We start from the raw sequence: 15,453 nt of genomic DNA on the forward strand, positions 1-15,453 counted from the left end.
TTTCATCAGCCGCGTATTTTACCCTCATGTGAGCGGGCTGAGAAACGCATTTCGGTTAATTCCGTAATTTGCTGGCGCGATTCACCATTACGCGGGATTTTGAATGTTTGTTAAGATTGTTGGACATTAACCGCTTTACTCAACATCAAATGCAGGGAAAGTGTTATGAAAACGTTAGGTGAATTTATTGTCGAAAAGCAGCACGAGTTCTCTCATGCGACCGGGGAGCTCACTGCTTTGCTGTCGGCAATAAAACTCGGCGCCAAGATCATCCACCGCGATATCAACAAGGCCGGTCTGGTCGATATCCTGGGTGCCAGCGGGGCTGAAAATATTCAGGGCGAAACGCAGCAGAAGCTGGACCTGTTCGCCAATGAAAAGCTGAAAGCCGCACTGAGAGCCCGTGATATCGTGGCCGGGATTGCCTCCGAAGAAGAAGACGAAATTGTCGTTTTCGACGGCTGCGAGCACGCCAAGTACGTGGTGTTGATGGACCCGCTGGATGGCTCGTCCAACATCGATGTTAACGTCTCCGTCGGCACTATCTTCTCCATCTACCGTCGCGTGACGCCTGTCGGCACACCGGTAACTGAAGAAGATTTCCTGCAACCCGGCAACAAACAGGTCGCGGCCGGTTACGTAGTTTACGGCTCCTCGACCATGCTGGTGTACACCACCGGCTGCGGCGTGCACGCCTTCACCTACGACCCTTCGCTCGGCGTGTTCTGCCTGTGCCAGGAGCGCATGCGCTTCCCGGACAAAGGCAACACCTATTCGATCAACGAAGGCAACTACATCAAATTCCCGATGGGTGTGAAAAAGTATCTGAAGTTCTGTCAGGAAGAAGATAAGAACACCCAGCGCCCGTATACCTCTCGCTATATCGGTTCTCTGGTGGCGGATTTCCACCGTAACCTACTGAAGGGTGGGATTTATTTGTACCCAAGCACCGCCAGCCACCCGGAAGGGAAACTGCGTCTGCTGTACGAATGCAACCCGATGGCCTTCCTTGCCGAGCAGGCGGGCGGTAAAGCCAGCGACGGTAAAGACCGAATTCTGGATATCGTTCCGGATACGCTGCACCAGCGCCGTCCATTCTTCGTTGGTAACGAGCATATGGTCGATGATGTGGAACGCTTAATTCGCGAGTTCCCTGAGGCGTAATTCGCCCTGGTCCTTAATGGCCTTCTGAATTCGGTGGAACCGTTCCGCTCACCAAATGTTCCGCAGGTTCCGTAAACCGTACAGAACCTGAACGGAACGATTCCACCGAGCTGAGCGGCTCCCGTTTACGCCGCCTGATTCTGCAATCTGAACGACGCCATGGCTTCCATCAGTTCGCGGGACTGCTCTTCCAGTGAGCGCGTTGCGGCGGAAGACTGCTGAACCAGCGCCGCATTCTGCTGCGCGGTTTCATCCATCTGAATCACAGCAATATTCACCTGCTCAATGCCACGGCTCTGCTCCTGCGACGCGCTGGCAATTTCGCGCATCAGTTTAGTCATCCGCATCACTTCAGACGCGATTTCGTCCATCGTTTCCCCGGCCTGCTGCGCGAGTTCGCTGCCTTCGCTGACGTGCGTTTGTGAATCACTGATCAGGGTGCGGATTTCTTTCGCTGCGTCAGCGCTGCGGCTCGCCAGATTACGCACTTCACCGGCGACCACGGCAAAACCGCGCCCTTGTTCACCGGCGCGTGCCGCTTCGACAGAGGCATTCAGCGCCAGAATATTAGTCTGGAAGGCAATCCCGTCAATTACACTGAGGATGTCGCCGATGCGGCTGGAACTGCCGGAAATATCGCGCATTTTCTCAATGACATAACACACCATTTCGCTGCCGCGATCGGCGGTATCCGACACCGTTTTCGCCAGCTGGTGTGCCTGCTCGGCGTTGTCGGCGTTCTGTTTCACCGTCGCAGTTATCTGCTCCATGCTCGCCGCCGTTTGCTCCAGCGAGGTCGCCGTGGATTCAGTGCGCTGCGCCAGATTATTGTTGCCAGCGGTCAGTTCGCGGCTGCCGATATCAATCTGCGAACTGGCGTCACGCACCCGCAGCACCGAGCCCATCAGCGATTCACGCATTTCGCTTATCGCCGCGTTCAAACGGTTGATCTCCCGGCTGACCGGCGCATTGTCACTGTGGGTCAGATTGCCCGCCGCCACCTGTTCGAGTTGTTCAATCGCCGTGTTCAGCGGCTTGAGCAGCATGTTGCGCAGCGCCAGCCAGGCCAGCACAATCACGCCGGCAGTCAGCAGAATGGCGATAACCATCAGCGTCATCACCCGGTTTTTGTTTTTTTGGACCACTTTCACTTCGGCCTGCCCGCGGCTGTCGACCCACGTCTGAAACGCCTGCATATCGTTATCAAACTGGCGGGAAACCGGGATCAGATGATTTTCCAGCAGATCGTAATAGCTGTCTGCACTTTGCTGATTCAGTGCCGCCAGCATCGGCGTGATGCCCTGTTGGTTATAGGCGGCGTAGCTTTTTGCCACCTTCGCCAGCAGCTGCGCGCCCTGCTCATCATCGATCGTCGAGGCAATCACGTCGGTCAGCGTTTTTTGCGCCGTCGTGACTTCACGATTGATGTTCTGTACCGATTTTGCCGCGTCGTCGAGCATCCCGATTTCCATCAATCGGACCGCCTGACCCGCTTCGTTCCGCGCGCGCAGAATAAGCGTATAGCCCTTGTTGAGCTGGACAAGTTGCTCACCCTGCAGGTGATTTATGCGCGTGAGAGAAGACGAACTTTTGGTGAGTGCGTAAATACCAATGCCGCTGACCAGCAGCAGAAGAAGGGTCATCACGGCCAGTAAAGAAAGCAGGCCGGTACGGATTGAAAGCTTTTTCAGCATGATGTCATTCCCGGTAGCAAAGAGACTTTTGGGCGTAAACAGACAGTATCGGCTGCTACCGGGTAAACATTAGGGTTCAGGACGTTATTGCTTGGTTATCGCCACCGGGACGCGGGTCACCGTCGAGCTTTGGCGGCTTTCCCACAGCACAGTCAGGCCGCGTTGCAGAGCGATAAAGATGAACAGCAAAATGCCGATGGCGATTTTGGTCCACCACGAACTGAGCGTGCCGTCGAAGTTGATATAGGTCTGAATCAGCCCCTGAATGCCGACGCCAAACAGCGTACCGAGCACCGTGCCCACACCGCCGCTGAGCAGCGTGCCGCCAATCACCACCGAGGCAATCGCATCCAGCTCCACGCCCATTCCCGCCAGCGCGTAACCGGCCTGGGTGTAAACGGAGAAGACGATCCCGGCCAGCGTAGCCAGGCCCGTCGACAGCATGTAAATGCGGATAGTGGTACTGCGGGTGGAAATGCCCATCAGGTTGGCCGACACCGCGCTGCCGCCGATAGCGTAAACCTGATTACCAAAACGCGTGCGGTGCGCAACGAACATTCCCGCGACGACTACCAGCAGCATCAGTACGCCCATGGCGCTCAGGCGCCCACCGCCGGGAATCATCCACGCCATGTCCGACAGCGAATCGTAAATGGGATGGTTAATCGGGATCGACTCTTCTGACACCAGATAACTGACGCCACGCAGGAAGAACATCCCGGCCAGGGTGATGATAAACGCCGGGATTTTCAGAGCGTCAATCAGCAGGCCCATAAACGCGCCGAATGCGCAGCCCATCAGCAGCACCAGTGGGAACGCCACCAGCGGTGATAATCCCCAGAAGCCGATCGCCTTGGCGAGAAACACCCCGGTAAAGGCGATCACTGAGCCGACCGACAGATCGATCCCGCCGGAGAGGATCACAAAGGTCATGCCGACGGCGATGATCCCAAGAAACGCGTTATCGGTGAGGATGTTGCAAATCACGCGTGTCGACGCGAAGCCCGGGAACTGGGTCAGACAATAGAGATAGCCGAGGATAAACACCCCGAGGGTGATCATCAGCGGCAAATTACGTTTTATCATGGCCGCGCACTCCTTTCAGTAAGCTGATAAAGCGCGGTGACTGGACCACCAGCACGCACAGCACCACCACCGCTTTCACCACCTGATTGAGCTCCGGCTGGAAGCCCGACAGTAAAATCCCGGTATTCATGCCCTGGATAATCAGCGCGCCAATCACCGACAGCAGCAGGTTGAAACGCCCGCCCATCAGCGAACCGCCGCCGATTACCACCGCCAGAATGGCGTCCAGTTCCAGCCACAACCCGGCGTTGTTGGCATCTGCGCCGCGAATATCCGCCGCGACAATCACCCCGGCAATGGCGGCACACACGCCGCTCAGGACGTAGGTCAGCATCACCACGATTCGGGTATTCACCCCGGCGTTTTTCGCCGCGCGGATGTTAATCCCCACCGCTTCGATAAACATTCCCAGCGCCGTTTTCCGGGTGAACAGCCAGAAAATCACCAGGGTCATCAGCGCGATAAGCACCGGTGTTGGGAACAGCAACAATTTGCCGCTACCAAACCAGGCGAGGGAGTCCGAATCAAAAGTCACGATTTGCCCGGCGGTGATCAGCTGCGCCACGCCACGCCCGGCCACCATTAAAATCAGCGTCGCGACAAACGGCTGGATCTTAAGAATGGCCACCAGAATGCCATTCCACAGCCCGGCCAGCACGCCCGTCGCCAGCGCCGCCAGCAGCACCATCGGCAAACTGTGCCCGGCGACTTCCATCGACGCCGCCGTAGCGCCGGCAATCGCCATCACTGCGCCGACCGACAAGTCTATGCCGCCGGTGGCAATCACCAGCGTCATGCCGATGGCCAACAGCGCCACCGGAGCCGCGCGGTTAAGAATGTCTATCGGGCTGCCGAACAGACGACCGTCCTGTAATACCACCTGGAAAAAATGCGGTGAAACAATGCTGTCGACCACCAATACCAGGATCAATGCCGCGATTTGCGGCATCCCCGTGGGCCAACGGAAACGGCGTTTTGGCCGTTCAGTTTGAGGGAGAGATTGTGGCATCACGTCGTACTCCTTATGCCGCAATTGCATTCATGATCGCCGGAACCGACAGCGCATCCAGAGGGATCTCTGCCACCTGTTTCCGATCGCGTAAAATGATAACCCGATCCGCATAGCCCACCAGCTCTTCCAGCTCCGACGAAATGACCAACAGCGCGAGGCCATCGGCACACAGCGTTTCGATCAGACGAATGATCTCCGCGTGCGCGCCAACGTCGATCCCGCGCGTGGGTTCATCGAGGATCAGGAACTGCGGACGCGTCAGCAGCCAGCGTGACAGCAGGACTTTTTGCTGGTTGCCGCCAGAAAGAAACTCGATCGGCTGTTCCGCGCTGGGCGTGCGGATCCCCAGTTGACGAATGAAGCGTTCGGCAATCTCATTTTGTTCACGACGCGGAATTGGCCGCAGCCAGCCGCGCTGGGCCTGGAGCGCCAGAATGATGTTTTCTCGCACCGAAGCGGCAGCGATGATGCCGTCGGTTTTCCTGTCTTCCGGGCAAAAACCGATGCCAAGACACGAGGCCTGATGTGGGGATCGCAGCGTTTGCGGTTTGCCTTTGATTTCTGCGCTGCCGCTGTCGGACGGTCTGATGCCGAATATGACTTCTGCGGTTTCGGTGCGCCCGGAGCCGAGCAGCCCCGCCAGGCCGACAATTTCACCAGGGCGTACCTGTAAATCGAACGGTTCAATGATGCCCTTTTTGCCGTAGCCTTTAAACGCCGCCACCGGTTTGTCGCTCAGCAGGGTACGGCCCGCACGTTGCAGGGCGTTGTTATCCAGCTCACGGCCGAGCATCATTTTGATCAGCTCAATTTGCGGCAACGCTTTGGTTTCTTTGCAGCCGACAAAACTGCCGTTGCGCAGCACCGTGATGCGGTCACTGACCTGATAAACCTGATCGAGAAAATGGGTGACGAAAATCAGGCTGACGCCCTGATCACGCAGCTGGCGCATCAGGGTGAACAGCATCTCCACTTCCTGGGTATCCAGGCTGGCGGTGGGTTCATCGAGGATAAGCACTTTGGCCGATAAATCGATGGCGCGGCAAATCGCGACGATTTGCTGCATCGCCACCGAAAAGCGGTTCAGCGGTTCGCGTACGTCGAGGGAAAAGCCGTAAGAAGCCATCAACGCGGTGGCGCGTTTTTCCATCTCTTTGCGTTGCAGGAAACCAAATCGGCGTGGTTCACGGCCAATAAACAGGTTGTCCGCCACCGACATGTTGGGCAGCAGGTTTACTTCCTGGTACACCGTGCCGATGCCCAGCTGTTGGGCGTGGGCCGTGTTTTTTGGCGAGATAGTGTCGCCTTCCAGCCAGATAGTGCCGCGATCGGCGTGATACACACCGGTCAGCGCTTTAATAAGGGTCGATTTTCCGGCGCCGTTTTCGCCGAGAAGGGCCATGATTTCGCCGCGACGCAGGCTGAAATCCACGTTATCCAGCGCTTTCACGCCGGGGAAAAATTTGCTCAGGCCTTCCGTGCGCAAAATATCCTGATTGTGGGTTACGTCAGTCATTATCAGCCCCCTGAAAATGCCCTTCACCCCAACCCGCTCCCGAAAAAGGAGAGGAAACACGCGGTGTTAACCGGTTTCATCTCCCCTCAGGGGAAAGGGTTAGGGCGAAGGAAAACGAACTACGGTGTCGACTGCACCCTCACCCTGCCCTCTCCCACGGGGAGAGGGCGAACAACAAACTGCACAGAGCAGCGATGGCGAGGGCTAATACAACTCAATAGCCCATGTCTTTTTTCTTATCCAGCTGCGCTTGAGCGCTATCTTTCAGGTAAAGCTGCGAGTGGGTCAGCGTCAATTTCGGCGGCATGGTGCCGTCTTTCTTGAACTTCTCAAGTGCATCAAACGCCGGGCCAGCCATGTTTGGCGTCAGCTCTACGTTGGCGTTAGCTTCGTCAGCCAGCATCGCTTTATAGATATCCGGCACGCCGTCAATAGAGCCGGTCAGGATATCTTTGCCCGGTTTCAGGCCCGCTTCTTTGATGGCCTGAATGGCACCGATCGCCATGTCATCGTTATGGGCGTAAACCATGCAGATGTTTTTGCCGTTGTTTTCCGCTTTGATGAAACTTTCCATGACTTCTTTACCTTTACTGCGGGTAAAGTCGCCGGACTGAGAACGAATGATTTTGATGTTTGGCGCTTTCGCCACGGCTTCTGCAAAGCCTTTCTTACGATCGATAGCCACGCTCGCCCCGACCGTACCCTGTAGCTCTACGACGTTACACGGTTTACCGGCTTCGGTTTTCACCAGCCAGTCGCCAATCAGCTTGCCTTCCAGCACGTTGTCAGCGGTCACGGTGGTCATGTAGAGCGATTTGTCTTTCACATCAATGGAACGGTCGAGCAGGAACACCGGGATTTTTGCCTGTTTCGCTTCTTTCAGCACCGGCTCCCAGCCCGTTGCCACCACTGGCGCGATGAAAATCGCATCCACGCCCTGGGCGATAAATGAACGTACTGCCTTGATTTGGTTCTCTTGTTTTTGCTGACCATCAGCAATTTTCAGAGTGATGCCGCGTTTTTCAGCCTCACTTTTCGCCACGCTGGTTTCAGCAGCACGCCAGCCGGATTCCGACCCGACCTGTGAAAATCCTACGGTTAAAGGGGCAGCCATCGCCATAGACGACATGGTTGCAGAAACAGCCGAGACAAGAAGTAAGCGCTTCCACATAAAGGTATCCTCTTCGGGTTATTATCGGTTTACCCGTCATATTTCGAGCTGCATGCGCGTTGGCTGCACTCCCTCACCCCAGTCACTTACTTTAGTAAGCTCTTGGGCTTCACTCACTTGCCGCCTTCCTGCAACTCGAACTATCTTGGGTAAAAAAGCGTCATCCGCCGAAAAACTATAGACAATCAAAAATGTTACGTGATGCGTTACATCACACTTCCAAAAAGAGAGAGGATGATTTGTAAGCGCTTCCACAAACTTATTCATCAAGTGGCTGGGTTTATGGATTTATCGCCTGGTTAAAGGCTCTGAAAAACGGTCTGAAGGCCTTCTGCGGCTGAAAAGAAGCGGAGACATTTACCTTGAGTTGGCTATAATACCGGGCACTTGAATGACACCAGATTAAAGGAAAAAGACATGAGCTTACTCAACGTCCCTGCGGGCAAAGACTTGCCAGAAGACATCTACGTTGTTATCGAAATCCCAGCCAACGCTGACCCTATCAAATATGAAATTGATAAAGACACCGGCGCGCTGTTTGTTGACCGTTTCATGTCTACCGCAATGTTCTATCCGTGCAACTACGGTTACATCAACCACACCCTGTCTCTGGACGGTGACCCGGTTGACGTGCTGGTCCCAACGCCATACCCACTGCAGCCGGGTTCTGTGATCCGTTGCCGTCCAGTTGGCGTTCTGAAAATGACCGACGAAGCCGGTGAAGATGCGAAACTGGTTGCGGTACCGCACACCAAACTGAGCAAAGAATACGATCACATCAAAGATGTGAACGACCTGCCAGAACTGCTGAAAGCGCAGATCTCCCACTTCTTCGAGCAGTACAAAGCGCTCGAGAAAGGCAAATGGGTTAAAGTTGAAGGCTGGGATAACGCTGAAGCTGCGAAAGCAGAAATCATCGCCTCCTTCGAACGCGCTAAGAAGTAATTCTTACCGTCGTGAAGAAAAACACCGCCTACGGGCGGTGTTTTTGTTTGTACGGCTCAGAGAAGAGATGAAAATGCAGAAAATGACGCAGGAATTTCTTCAGAAGCGTGTAAAAAATAACGCCACCCTAAGGTGACGTTACTCATTTAGTCTTTCAGAACTTATCTTTGTCCAGCCAGTTGCCGGTTTCTATACGAATGAATCCGGTCACCGGACGCTGATAGACGTACATCCACGCGCTACCGTACGGTGTCTGGATTAAATGGCGTGCGTACTCACCGCCTTTTGTGCGCAGCGCATCAAGCTCGGCGAGGGTCGAGGCGTCGATACGATACACTTCACCTACTACAGTCCCGTCGCCGGGAACAGCGCCTGGATAGTGGCCCAGGCTGTAGAGCTGATAGTTATCGACGCTATGATCGCCCAGCCACTGCGCGTTGGTCATCCAGTGGCTGTTGCCTTGTTTGCGCCGTAAACTGCCGTAAACAAATATTCGCATTGCTAAAACTCAAACTGATAGAGCAGATCAAGTGCCTGGTCTATGCCAGACACCGCTTCAACATAAAGCTTAGGCATCAGGCGATAGCGTAACGTGAGTGTTGCCAGAGAGTCAAAAATTCCCACACCATATTTTACCTGCAGACCTGGCGCGATATAGCCGCTGACCACCACCTGAGAGGAATCCCCTACTCCAGCGGTATCCAGAGCCAGATTGCTGACGCCAAACGTCTCGCCGATTTTACCCACAATCTGCCCACTTTGTGCAACCCCCAGGCCAACCAGTGCGGAAGTCATTGCAGCGCCGTCGCCCTGTTCGCTGTCGAGCCCCTGTCCGCGTAACAGGTACGAGAGCGCGGCCTGTTGAGACATCGCCGGGTCAGAGAAGATTTCGGCCTTCGGCTGGTCCGCCATTCCGGTCACGCGCACCCCGGCGGTCACGTTATCTTCGGTGGCATCAGGGTTACGAATGGCTTCAATATTGAGCATAGGCTGATCTGGCGGGCCAGAGAACAACAAGATCCCTTTGCGCACGATCAGGTCCTGACCATAGGCATGGAAACGCCCTTCCGGAATGTTGATCTGTCCGTTGAGGCCGAGACCGTGACTGTCCTGCGCCACTTTCAGGTCACCGGTCAGACGCGCCTTCAGACCAAACGCATCCAGACGCACGTTATTGCCCACGTGAATCGTCAGGTTGCTGTTGATAGGAATACCCGCAGATTTCGGATTCACCGGTTTGAGATCTTTGTCGAGCATCACTTCGTCGCTGGACACGCCCACGGCGCTTTCCGGCACGTCGTGGACCACGATGCGCGCCCACGGCACGTCTACGTTACCGTCGAGCGTGAACAGGCTTGGCGTGGCGGTAAAGACCACGTCCGGCGACACATCGAGGCGCACCATCGGCGGCACGGTGATGCGCACCCGGCTGCCTTTCGCCGCCACCTGCGCCCGCCAGTTGTCAATTTGCGTCCAGTCGGCGCTGCCGCTGAGGCTAATCTGCCCCTGCTGCGTGGCAATCACGCCGTCCAGTGTCGAGCGCGTGCCGTTGAAGTTCATCGCCACTCGACTCGGCTGCATGTCGAACGGCATAAAGTTGCCGTCGATATCCAGGCCGGTGAGCTGCAATTGGCCGAACAACTGTGGGCTTTGTAGATCGCCGCCCAAACGCAGATTCGCATTCAGGGTACCCGCTGCTTTTTCACCGCGCGCGAAGACAGGGTTAATCATTGCCAGCGAGAAGTTGCGGATATTGACGTTACCGCCGAGATTGCGCCGCCCTTGCGGGTCGGTGATGTCAATCTGCCCGTCGAGCTGGCCGTTGTTAGTCAGGCGAATCGTCCAGCCCAGCTGCGCGCGGTTGTTGTGCAAATCGGCATTCAGCTTGAGCGTATCAAACGCCACTGGCAGCGCCGCATCGTTCACCATCTGGGTAACTTTCACATTGCGCCCGGACAGGCTCACTTTGCCCTGCGGCAGCCCTTCTTTGGTGGCATCCCAGCTGACGTCGGCGTTCCCCGTGAACACACCGCTGGCCTGCGTGGCGTCTGGCATAAACGGTTTGAGCATTGCCAGGTCGAAGCGATTGAGATTCACCACCGCATGTCCGGCAGCACCCGCATCAATGGTTTGCGGCACGCACAGCTCGGCGTTCGGGTTGGTCCAGCAGTGTGGTCCGATGCTGATTTTCTGTTCCTGATTGCGGTAATCGAGCGCAATCGCCCGCGAGAGCGACACCGGGCCGACCGGCGTCTGGAAGCGCGTATTACTCAGCGTACCTTTCCAGCGTTGCTCTTTCCTGTCGAAGCTGCCCGCCAGTTCAAGCTGACCGGAAACCGGATCGCCCTGCATTTTGAGCTCCAGCTTGTGCTGCTTTTCATCACCTTTGGCGGTGAGCAGCACCTGGCTGATGTTCACACCCGGCTGCGCAATACCGTTCACGCGCACGTCGAGATTGCCGCCAATCTGATCGCTCGATTTGACGTCACCTTTGATGGTAGCCTGAGCGACAGAGATTTCCTGCCAGCGCAGGTTGCGGGCGGTAATATCTGCCAGCAGCTGTGGCGCATCGATGGTGCCACGCACTTTCAGTAATCCTTTCGCCGTACCGCCAAGTCCTGGCAGCGCGTTATCCAGCCCTGGCGCGTCGATGGTGGCATCAAGATTCAAATCTTTCACCCCCAGTTCGCCTTTCACGTCAGCGTTGTTACGCCCCAGTTCGAGGTGCAGGCCGGGAATTTTCCATTGCAGATAGCTGTTACCGGAAAGCTTCCCGTCGACATTGACCTTGTTCTGCTTCACGTTACCGGTGAGTTTCAGTTCCGGCACGTCGACCTGCCAGCTGCCGCCGTACAGGCTGCCACTGGTTTTAATCAGACCGTTCAGCTTCGCCGGCCAGTCCGGCACTTCTTTGGCGGTGTTGATGCCGTCAAGCTTCAGCTCGCCGCGCCAGCTGATCGCCTGCTGCCAGTCGAGCAGTGCCTTCAGCTCGGTTTTCCCTTCCAGCGCCGCGATGGTCAGTTTATCGAGATTGACCTGCTGCTCGTTGCCCTTCGCGTCCAGCGTAATCGTGGCTGGCGGTAGACCTTGCCCTTTTACCACAGCCGCGAATGACATCGTATAGTCGGTCATCTTGCCACTAAGCTTGAGTTTTACGTTGTCGGCCTGATATTGCTTTTCACCGGTAAACGGCCAGTAAAGCTGTTTGCTGAGCACCTCGAGATTCAGCGGCAGCCCGGCTTCGGCCAGCTGCGCCTGAGCGCGAATGCCCACGTCCACCGGCCCGGAAAGATTAATCCCGACGTCGAGCTGCTTGCGCACGTCGCCGCCAATCTTCATTTTAATTTTTTCGCCCTTCACCGGGTCGATATTCAGGGTGCTGTTGAGGGTTAAATCCACCGGCCAGTCATCCTGCAACTTCGCGGTACCGGTGGCGTTGACCGTACCCTGGCTCGAATCCACGTCCAGCGCGTCGAGCTTCATGTTGCCGTCGATGCTGCTGACTTTCAGCAACAGTTTGTAGACCGTTAAATCGGTGTCGCCGGTCAGACGCAGCTGCTCGCCGCGGAATTCCTGAATGTTCAGGTTCAGCGGCAGATGCACATCGGTCATTTCAGGCAAAACAGGCTTCGAGAACAGGTCTTTCATCGTTTCGCCGAGCGGTTTTTCATCCGGCTTCGGCTTGTCGATTTTAGGCTCAACCACCTGTTCCTGCGCCACTTTCGCTACTTTCGGCAGCGCAATCAGCAGCCCTTGCAATGACGTTGGCATCAGCGTCAGGTTTTTCTCCTGCCAGTTCAGGCCGGAGGTGAAATCCATCACCGACACCGTGGTATCGTCGATTTTGATATTGATGTTGTTCAGCGCGACCCTACTGAGCGTAATAGGATACGGCGTCGAGAGGTTCAGCGGCCCGCTGTCCTCTTCCACCGCTGGTGCCGACGGCGGCATCTTTTTGCTGTCGATAGCCACGTTCACGTTGGCAAGCGAAAGGTCACTCACGCACAGACTGCTGTCCCACAGGCAGGACGTGTTCACCGCCAGATGAAATTGCCCGGCATCGACCGCCACGCCTGGCTGCTCGTAACGCAGGTTTTTAACGGTCAAATCTTTCCAGCCGCCAACCACCTGGCCGATAGAAAGGCCAGGCACCCAGCGGTCAGCCGCTTTAAATACCAGATGCAAACCGGTAGTCGTGCCGACCAGGAACGCCACGGTCCCCAGCAGCAGGATGATAAACACCAGGACGCCGAGGCTAATCTTCTTCCATAAACTCATAATTCTGGCCCCAGACCGATGTAGAACTGTAAACCGTGCTCTTCTTTATCACCCACCGGAGCGGCAATATCGAGTTTGACCGGGCCGACTGGCGACTGCCAGCGCACGCCGACGCCAGCACCGGTTTTGAAATCATTGTCGCGGAAGTCGTTCACCGCTTCGCCGCTATCGACGAATACCGCGCCCCACCATTTACCGGTCACGTTGTACTGATATTCCAGTGAACCGGTGGCCAGACGCGAGGCGCCGGTGAGTTTGCCGTCGGCATTTTTTGGCGAGATGGATTCGTATTTATAGCCGCGAATGCTGCGGTCGCCCCCGGCGAAGAAGCGCAGATCGGGCGGCACCCGGTCGAAGTCGCCGGTTTCAATCCAGCCGATGTTGCCGCGCACCACGAAGCGATGGCGATCGTAAATTGTGCGAATCCAGGTATTTTGCGCCTGAGCAACGACGAAATCGACGTCAGAGCCCCACGCGCCGTTGGAGACATCCACCGAGTAGCGCTGCGAATCGCCCCAGGTTGGCATCAGGCCACCGCGTGAACGGGTACGGCTGATCATCACGCCCGGATAAAGCAGCATGGTGGTGTTGGTGACGTTAGCCTGCGTAAAGTGGTCAAGGCTCCAGCGCAGGTTGATGGCGCGCTGCCAGCCGCTGGAGAGATCCCAGTAACGCGACACGCCGAGCGTCGTCGAGTCGGATTCGGTATCGTTCAAATCGGTGCGTTTGAAGCCGCCCTGCAGCAGGTAATACTGCTCCAGCGGGTTCTTCAACAGCGGAATTTTGTAGGAGAAATCAAGCTGCTGCTCAGGTGCAGACAGGCTGAGGTCGGTGGTCAGGCTGTGTCCGTAGGAGTTCATCCACGGCTTGTTCCACGAGGCTTTGACTCGCGGCCCCACGTCGGTGGAGTAACCGACACCGGTTTCGAGGGTGTTTTTGGTACGCGGAGACACCACGCCGCTTAACGGCAGCACTTTTGTTTTCCGCGCTTTATCAAATTCTGGCGCCACGACAACCGAGTTAAACCAGCCGGTCGCGGAAAGGCGGCGGTTCAGCTCCGCCAAATCATCGGAGGTGTAATAATCTCCCTCTTTGAACGGCACCAGATTTTGCAAATAACGGTCCTGGATCTGCGACCCCTGGAACGTGACGGCGCCAAAGCGATAACGTTCGCCGCTGTCATAATCGATATCCCAAAATGCCTGATGACGGTCGAGCGACACGCCGAGCTGGCTCTTTTTAAACTCGCTGTCGAAGTAGCCCTTACGCAACGAGACGCCGGTGAGAGATTTTTTGAAGCCGTCGTAATCGGCGTGGTCCAGAATCGTCCCTATCGCCGGGCGTTTATTCAGTAAATCCAGATAGTCTCTGTCATTACGTGCGCCGCCGCGCAAAATCACGTCGGTGCCGCCAATGCGTACCGGTTCACCCGGTTTGACGTGCGCCAGCAGAATCTGACGGCCTTTGGCCGGTGCAGGCTTCAGTTCGAAATCAATCTGCGGTTCGTAATAGCCCAGAGCTTTAAGCCCTGCACGGATGGAGTCATCCACACGCGCACGGAAGCGGCGATCCGGAGTCACCTCGTCGCTTTCAATCGTCGACAGCTGCGCGCGCACGTTTTTGAGCAGCTCTCCAGAAAGTCCATCTACCTGTAAACGTATGTTTGCCGCCCCGGCAACACCACTGACCAATAACAGACTGGCCCAACATAACTGGCGAATTTGTGGCACGTTTTCTCCCAAATATCCTTGTTTCCACCCCGTCAGGAAACGCAATAGCCGATCCACGGCTTAACAAAAGTTCAACACTACCGGTTGAAAAAAAGACATCCACCTCAATATTTCTTATGTTTAAATCTAGACGTATTCATCGCCTTTATTGTCATCAAAGAGAGGCGCTGTGACAACCTTAACCCCAATTTCCTTTATCCGGAGGCCAAACCGTGAGTTTATTCGATAAAAAACACGTTGTCGCTCAAGCGGATGCGCTGCCCGGTCGCAATACGCCGATGCCTGTCGCCGCGCTGCATGCCGTTAACGAGCATTCCATGACCAATATTCCGCAAGGGATGGAAGTCGCGCTGTTCGCCATGGGTTGCTTCTGGGGCGTTGAACGCCTGTTCTGGCAGCTGCCTGGCGTCTACAGCACCGCCGCGGGCTACAGCGGCGGTTACACACCGAACCCGACCTATCGCGAAGTGTGCTCCGGCGAAACCGGTCACGCCGAAGCGGTTCGCGTGGTCTATGACCCGTCCGTTATCAGCTATGAGCAGTTGTTACATGTGTTCTGGGAAAATCACGATCCGGCCCAGGGCATGCGTCAGGGCAACGATAAAGGCACCCAGTACCGCTCGGCAATTTACCCGCTGACGCCTGAGCAAGAGAAAGCGGCCCACGCCAGTCTGGCGCGTTTCCAGGCGGCGATGAACGAGGCCAATGACTCCCGAACCATTACCACTGAAATCGACACCGCTAAACCGTTCTACTACGCGGAAGACGACCACCAGCAGTACCTGCATAAAAATCCGTACGGCTACTGCGGCATCGGCGGCATTGGCGTGTGCTTACCGCCACAGCTCGCCTGACCG

11 protein-coding genes are annotated in these 15,453 nt (G+C 56.1%); 3 read left to right on the top strand and 8 right to left on the bottom strand.

The window, feature by feature from the left end:
* Window positions 1-165 precede the first annotated feature (165 nt).
* Window positions 166-1,164, top strand: coding sequence for a class 1 fructose-bisphosphatase (fbp, locus tag MUU51_RS13555; protein ID WP_159774898.1), 999 nt, complete (start codon window positions 166-168; stop codon window positions 1,162-1,164).
* 125 nt (window positions 1,165-1,289) lie between these two features.
* Here fbp and MUU51_RS13560 read toward each other — a convergent pair whose 3' ends face one another.
* The 5 genes from MUU51_RS13560 to ytfQ form a co-directional block, all read right to left on the bottom strand.
* Entirely contained in the window at window positions 1,290-2,858 is a 1,569-nt protein-coding gene (locus MUU51_RS13560; protein WP_258967935.1) for a methyl-accepting chemotaxis protein, read from the bottom strand.
* An 84-nt stretch (window positions 2,859-2,942) separates the two neighbouring features.
* Complete coding sequence (gene yjfF, locus MUU51_RS13565) at window positions 2,943-3,944, bottom strand: galactofuranose ABC transporter, permease protein YjfF (protein WP_159465678.1); 1,002 nt, start codon at window positions 3,942-3,944, stop codon at window positions 2,943-2,945.
* A complete protein-coding gene (gene ytfT, locus MUU51_RS13570) occupies window positions 3,931-4,956 on the bottom strand; it encodes a galactofuranose ABC transporter, ATP-binding protein YtfT (RefSeq protein WP_159774903.1) in 1,026 nt (341 codons plus the stop codon). Before ytfT ends, yjfF begins: the two co-directional genes overlap by 14 nt.
* Before the next feature lie 10 nt (window positions 4,957-4,966).
* Window positions 4,967-6,472 carry a galactofuranose ABC transporter, ATP-binding protein YtfR gene (ytfR, locus tag MUU51_RS13575; RefSeq protein WP_159774905.1) on the bottom strand — a complete coding sequence of 502 codons (1,506 nt, stop codon included), beginning with the start codon at window positions 6,470-6,472 and terminating at the stop codon, window positions 4,967-4,969.
* Between the two features lie 214 nt (window positions 6,473-6,686).
* Window positions 6,687-7,643: a galactofuranose ABC transporter, galactofuranose-binding protein YtfQ gene (gene ytfQ, locus MUU51_RS13580; protein ID WP_159774907.1), complete on the bottom strand. Its 957-nt coding sequence runs from the start codon at window positions 7,641-7,643 to the stop codon at window positions 6,687-6,689.
* A 417-nt stretch (window positions 7,644-8,060) separates the two neighbouring features.
* Here ytfQ and ppa point away from each other — a divergent pair, with 417 nt between their 5' ends.
* Window positions 8,061-8,588: an inorganic diphosphatase gene (ppa, locus tag MUU51_RS13585; RefSeq protein WP_110510886.1), complete on the top strand. Its 528-nt coding sequence runs from the start codon at window positions 8,061-8,063 to the stop codon at window positions 8,586-8,588.
* 154 nt (window positions 8,589-8,742) lie between these two features.
* Here ppa and MUU51_RS13590 read toward each other — a convergent pair whose 3' ends face one another.
* Genes MUU51_RS13590 through tamA form a run of 3 tightly spaced genes read right to left on the bottom strand, consistent with a single transcriptional unit; the run spans window position 8,743 to window position 14,596 of the window.
* The gene (locus MUU51_RS13590; RefSeq protein WP_258967936.1) at window positions 8,743-9,087 is read right to left on the bottom strand and encodes a gamma-glutamylcyclotransferase family protein; all 345 of its coding nucleotides are present in this window, start codon (window positions 9,085-9,087) and stop codon (window positions 8,743-8,745) included.
* A gap of 2 nt (window positions 9,088-9,089) precedes the next feature.
* Window positions 9,090-12,866, bottom strand: coding sequence for an autotransporter assembly complex protein TamB (gene tamB / locus MUU51_RS13595; protein ID WP_258967937.1), 3,777 nt, complete (start codon window positions 12,864-12,866; stop codon window positions 9,090-9,092).
* Window positions 12,863-14,596 (bottom strand): autotransporter assembly complex protein TamA, encoded by a 1,734-nt coding sequence (gene tamA / locus MUU51_RS13600; RefSeq protein ID WP_159774922.1) that lies wholly within the window; start codon window positions 14,594-14,596, stop codon window positions 12,863-12,865. The genes tamB and tamA overlap by 4 nt, the downstream gene beginning before the upstream one ends.
* A 212-nt stretch (window positions 14,597-14,808) precedes the next feature.
* Here tamA and msrA point away from each other — a divergent pair, with 212 nt between their 5' ends.
* Window positions 14,809-15,450 carry a peptide-methionine (S)-S-oxide reductase MsrA gene (msrA, locus tag MUU51_RS13605; protein WP_159774924.1) on the top strand — a complete coding sequence of 214 codons (642 nt, stop codon included), beginning with the start codon at window positions 14,809-14,811 and terminating at the stop codon, window positions 15,448-15,450.
* Window positions 15,451-15,453: the final 3 nt, after the last annotated feature.

This window comes from Scandinavium manionii, from assembly GCF_024764775.1.
GTDB classification, from domain to species: Bacteria; Pseudomonadota; Gammaproteobacteria; order Enterobacterales; family Enterobacteriaceae; genus Scandinavium; species Scandinavium manionii.

Coding starts and splice junctions, on each gene's coding strand:
- tamB (WP_258967937.1), bottom strand. CDS start 12,866: ATGAGTTTATGGAAGAAGATTAGCCTCGGCGTCCTGGTGTTTATCATC.
- ppa (WP_110510886.1), top strand. CDS start 8,061: ATGAGCTTACTCAACGTCCCTGCGGGCAAAGACTTGCCAGAAGACATC.
- yjfF (WP_159465678.1), bottom strand. CDS start 3,944: ATGATAAAACGTAATTTGCCGCTGATGATCACCCTCGGGGTGTTTATC.
- MUU51_RS13560 (WP_258967935.1), bottom strand. CDS start 2,858: ATGCTGAAAAAGCTTTCAATCCGTACCGGCCTGCTTTCTTTACTGGCC.
- MUU51_RS13590 (WP_258967936.1), bottom strand. CDS start 9,087: ATGCGAATATTTGTTTACGGCAGTTTACGGCGCAAACAAGGCAACAGC.
- ytfQ (WP_159774907.1), bottom strand. CDS start 7,643: ATGTGGAAGCGCTTACTTCTTGTCTCGGCTGTTTCTGCAACCATGTCG.
- ytfR (WP_159774905.1), bottom strand. CDS start 6,472: ATGACTGACGTAACCCACAATCAGGATATTTTGCGCACGGAAGGCCTG.
- fbp (WP_159774898.1), top strand. CDS start 166: ATGAAAACGTTAGGTGAATTTATTGTCGAAAAGCAGCACGAGTTCTCT.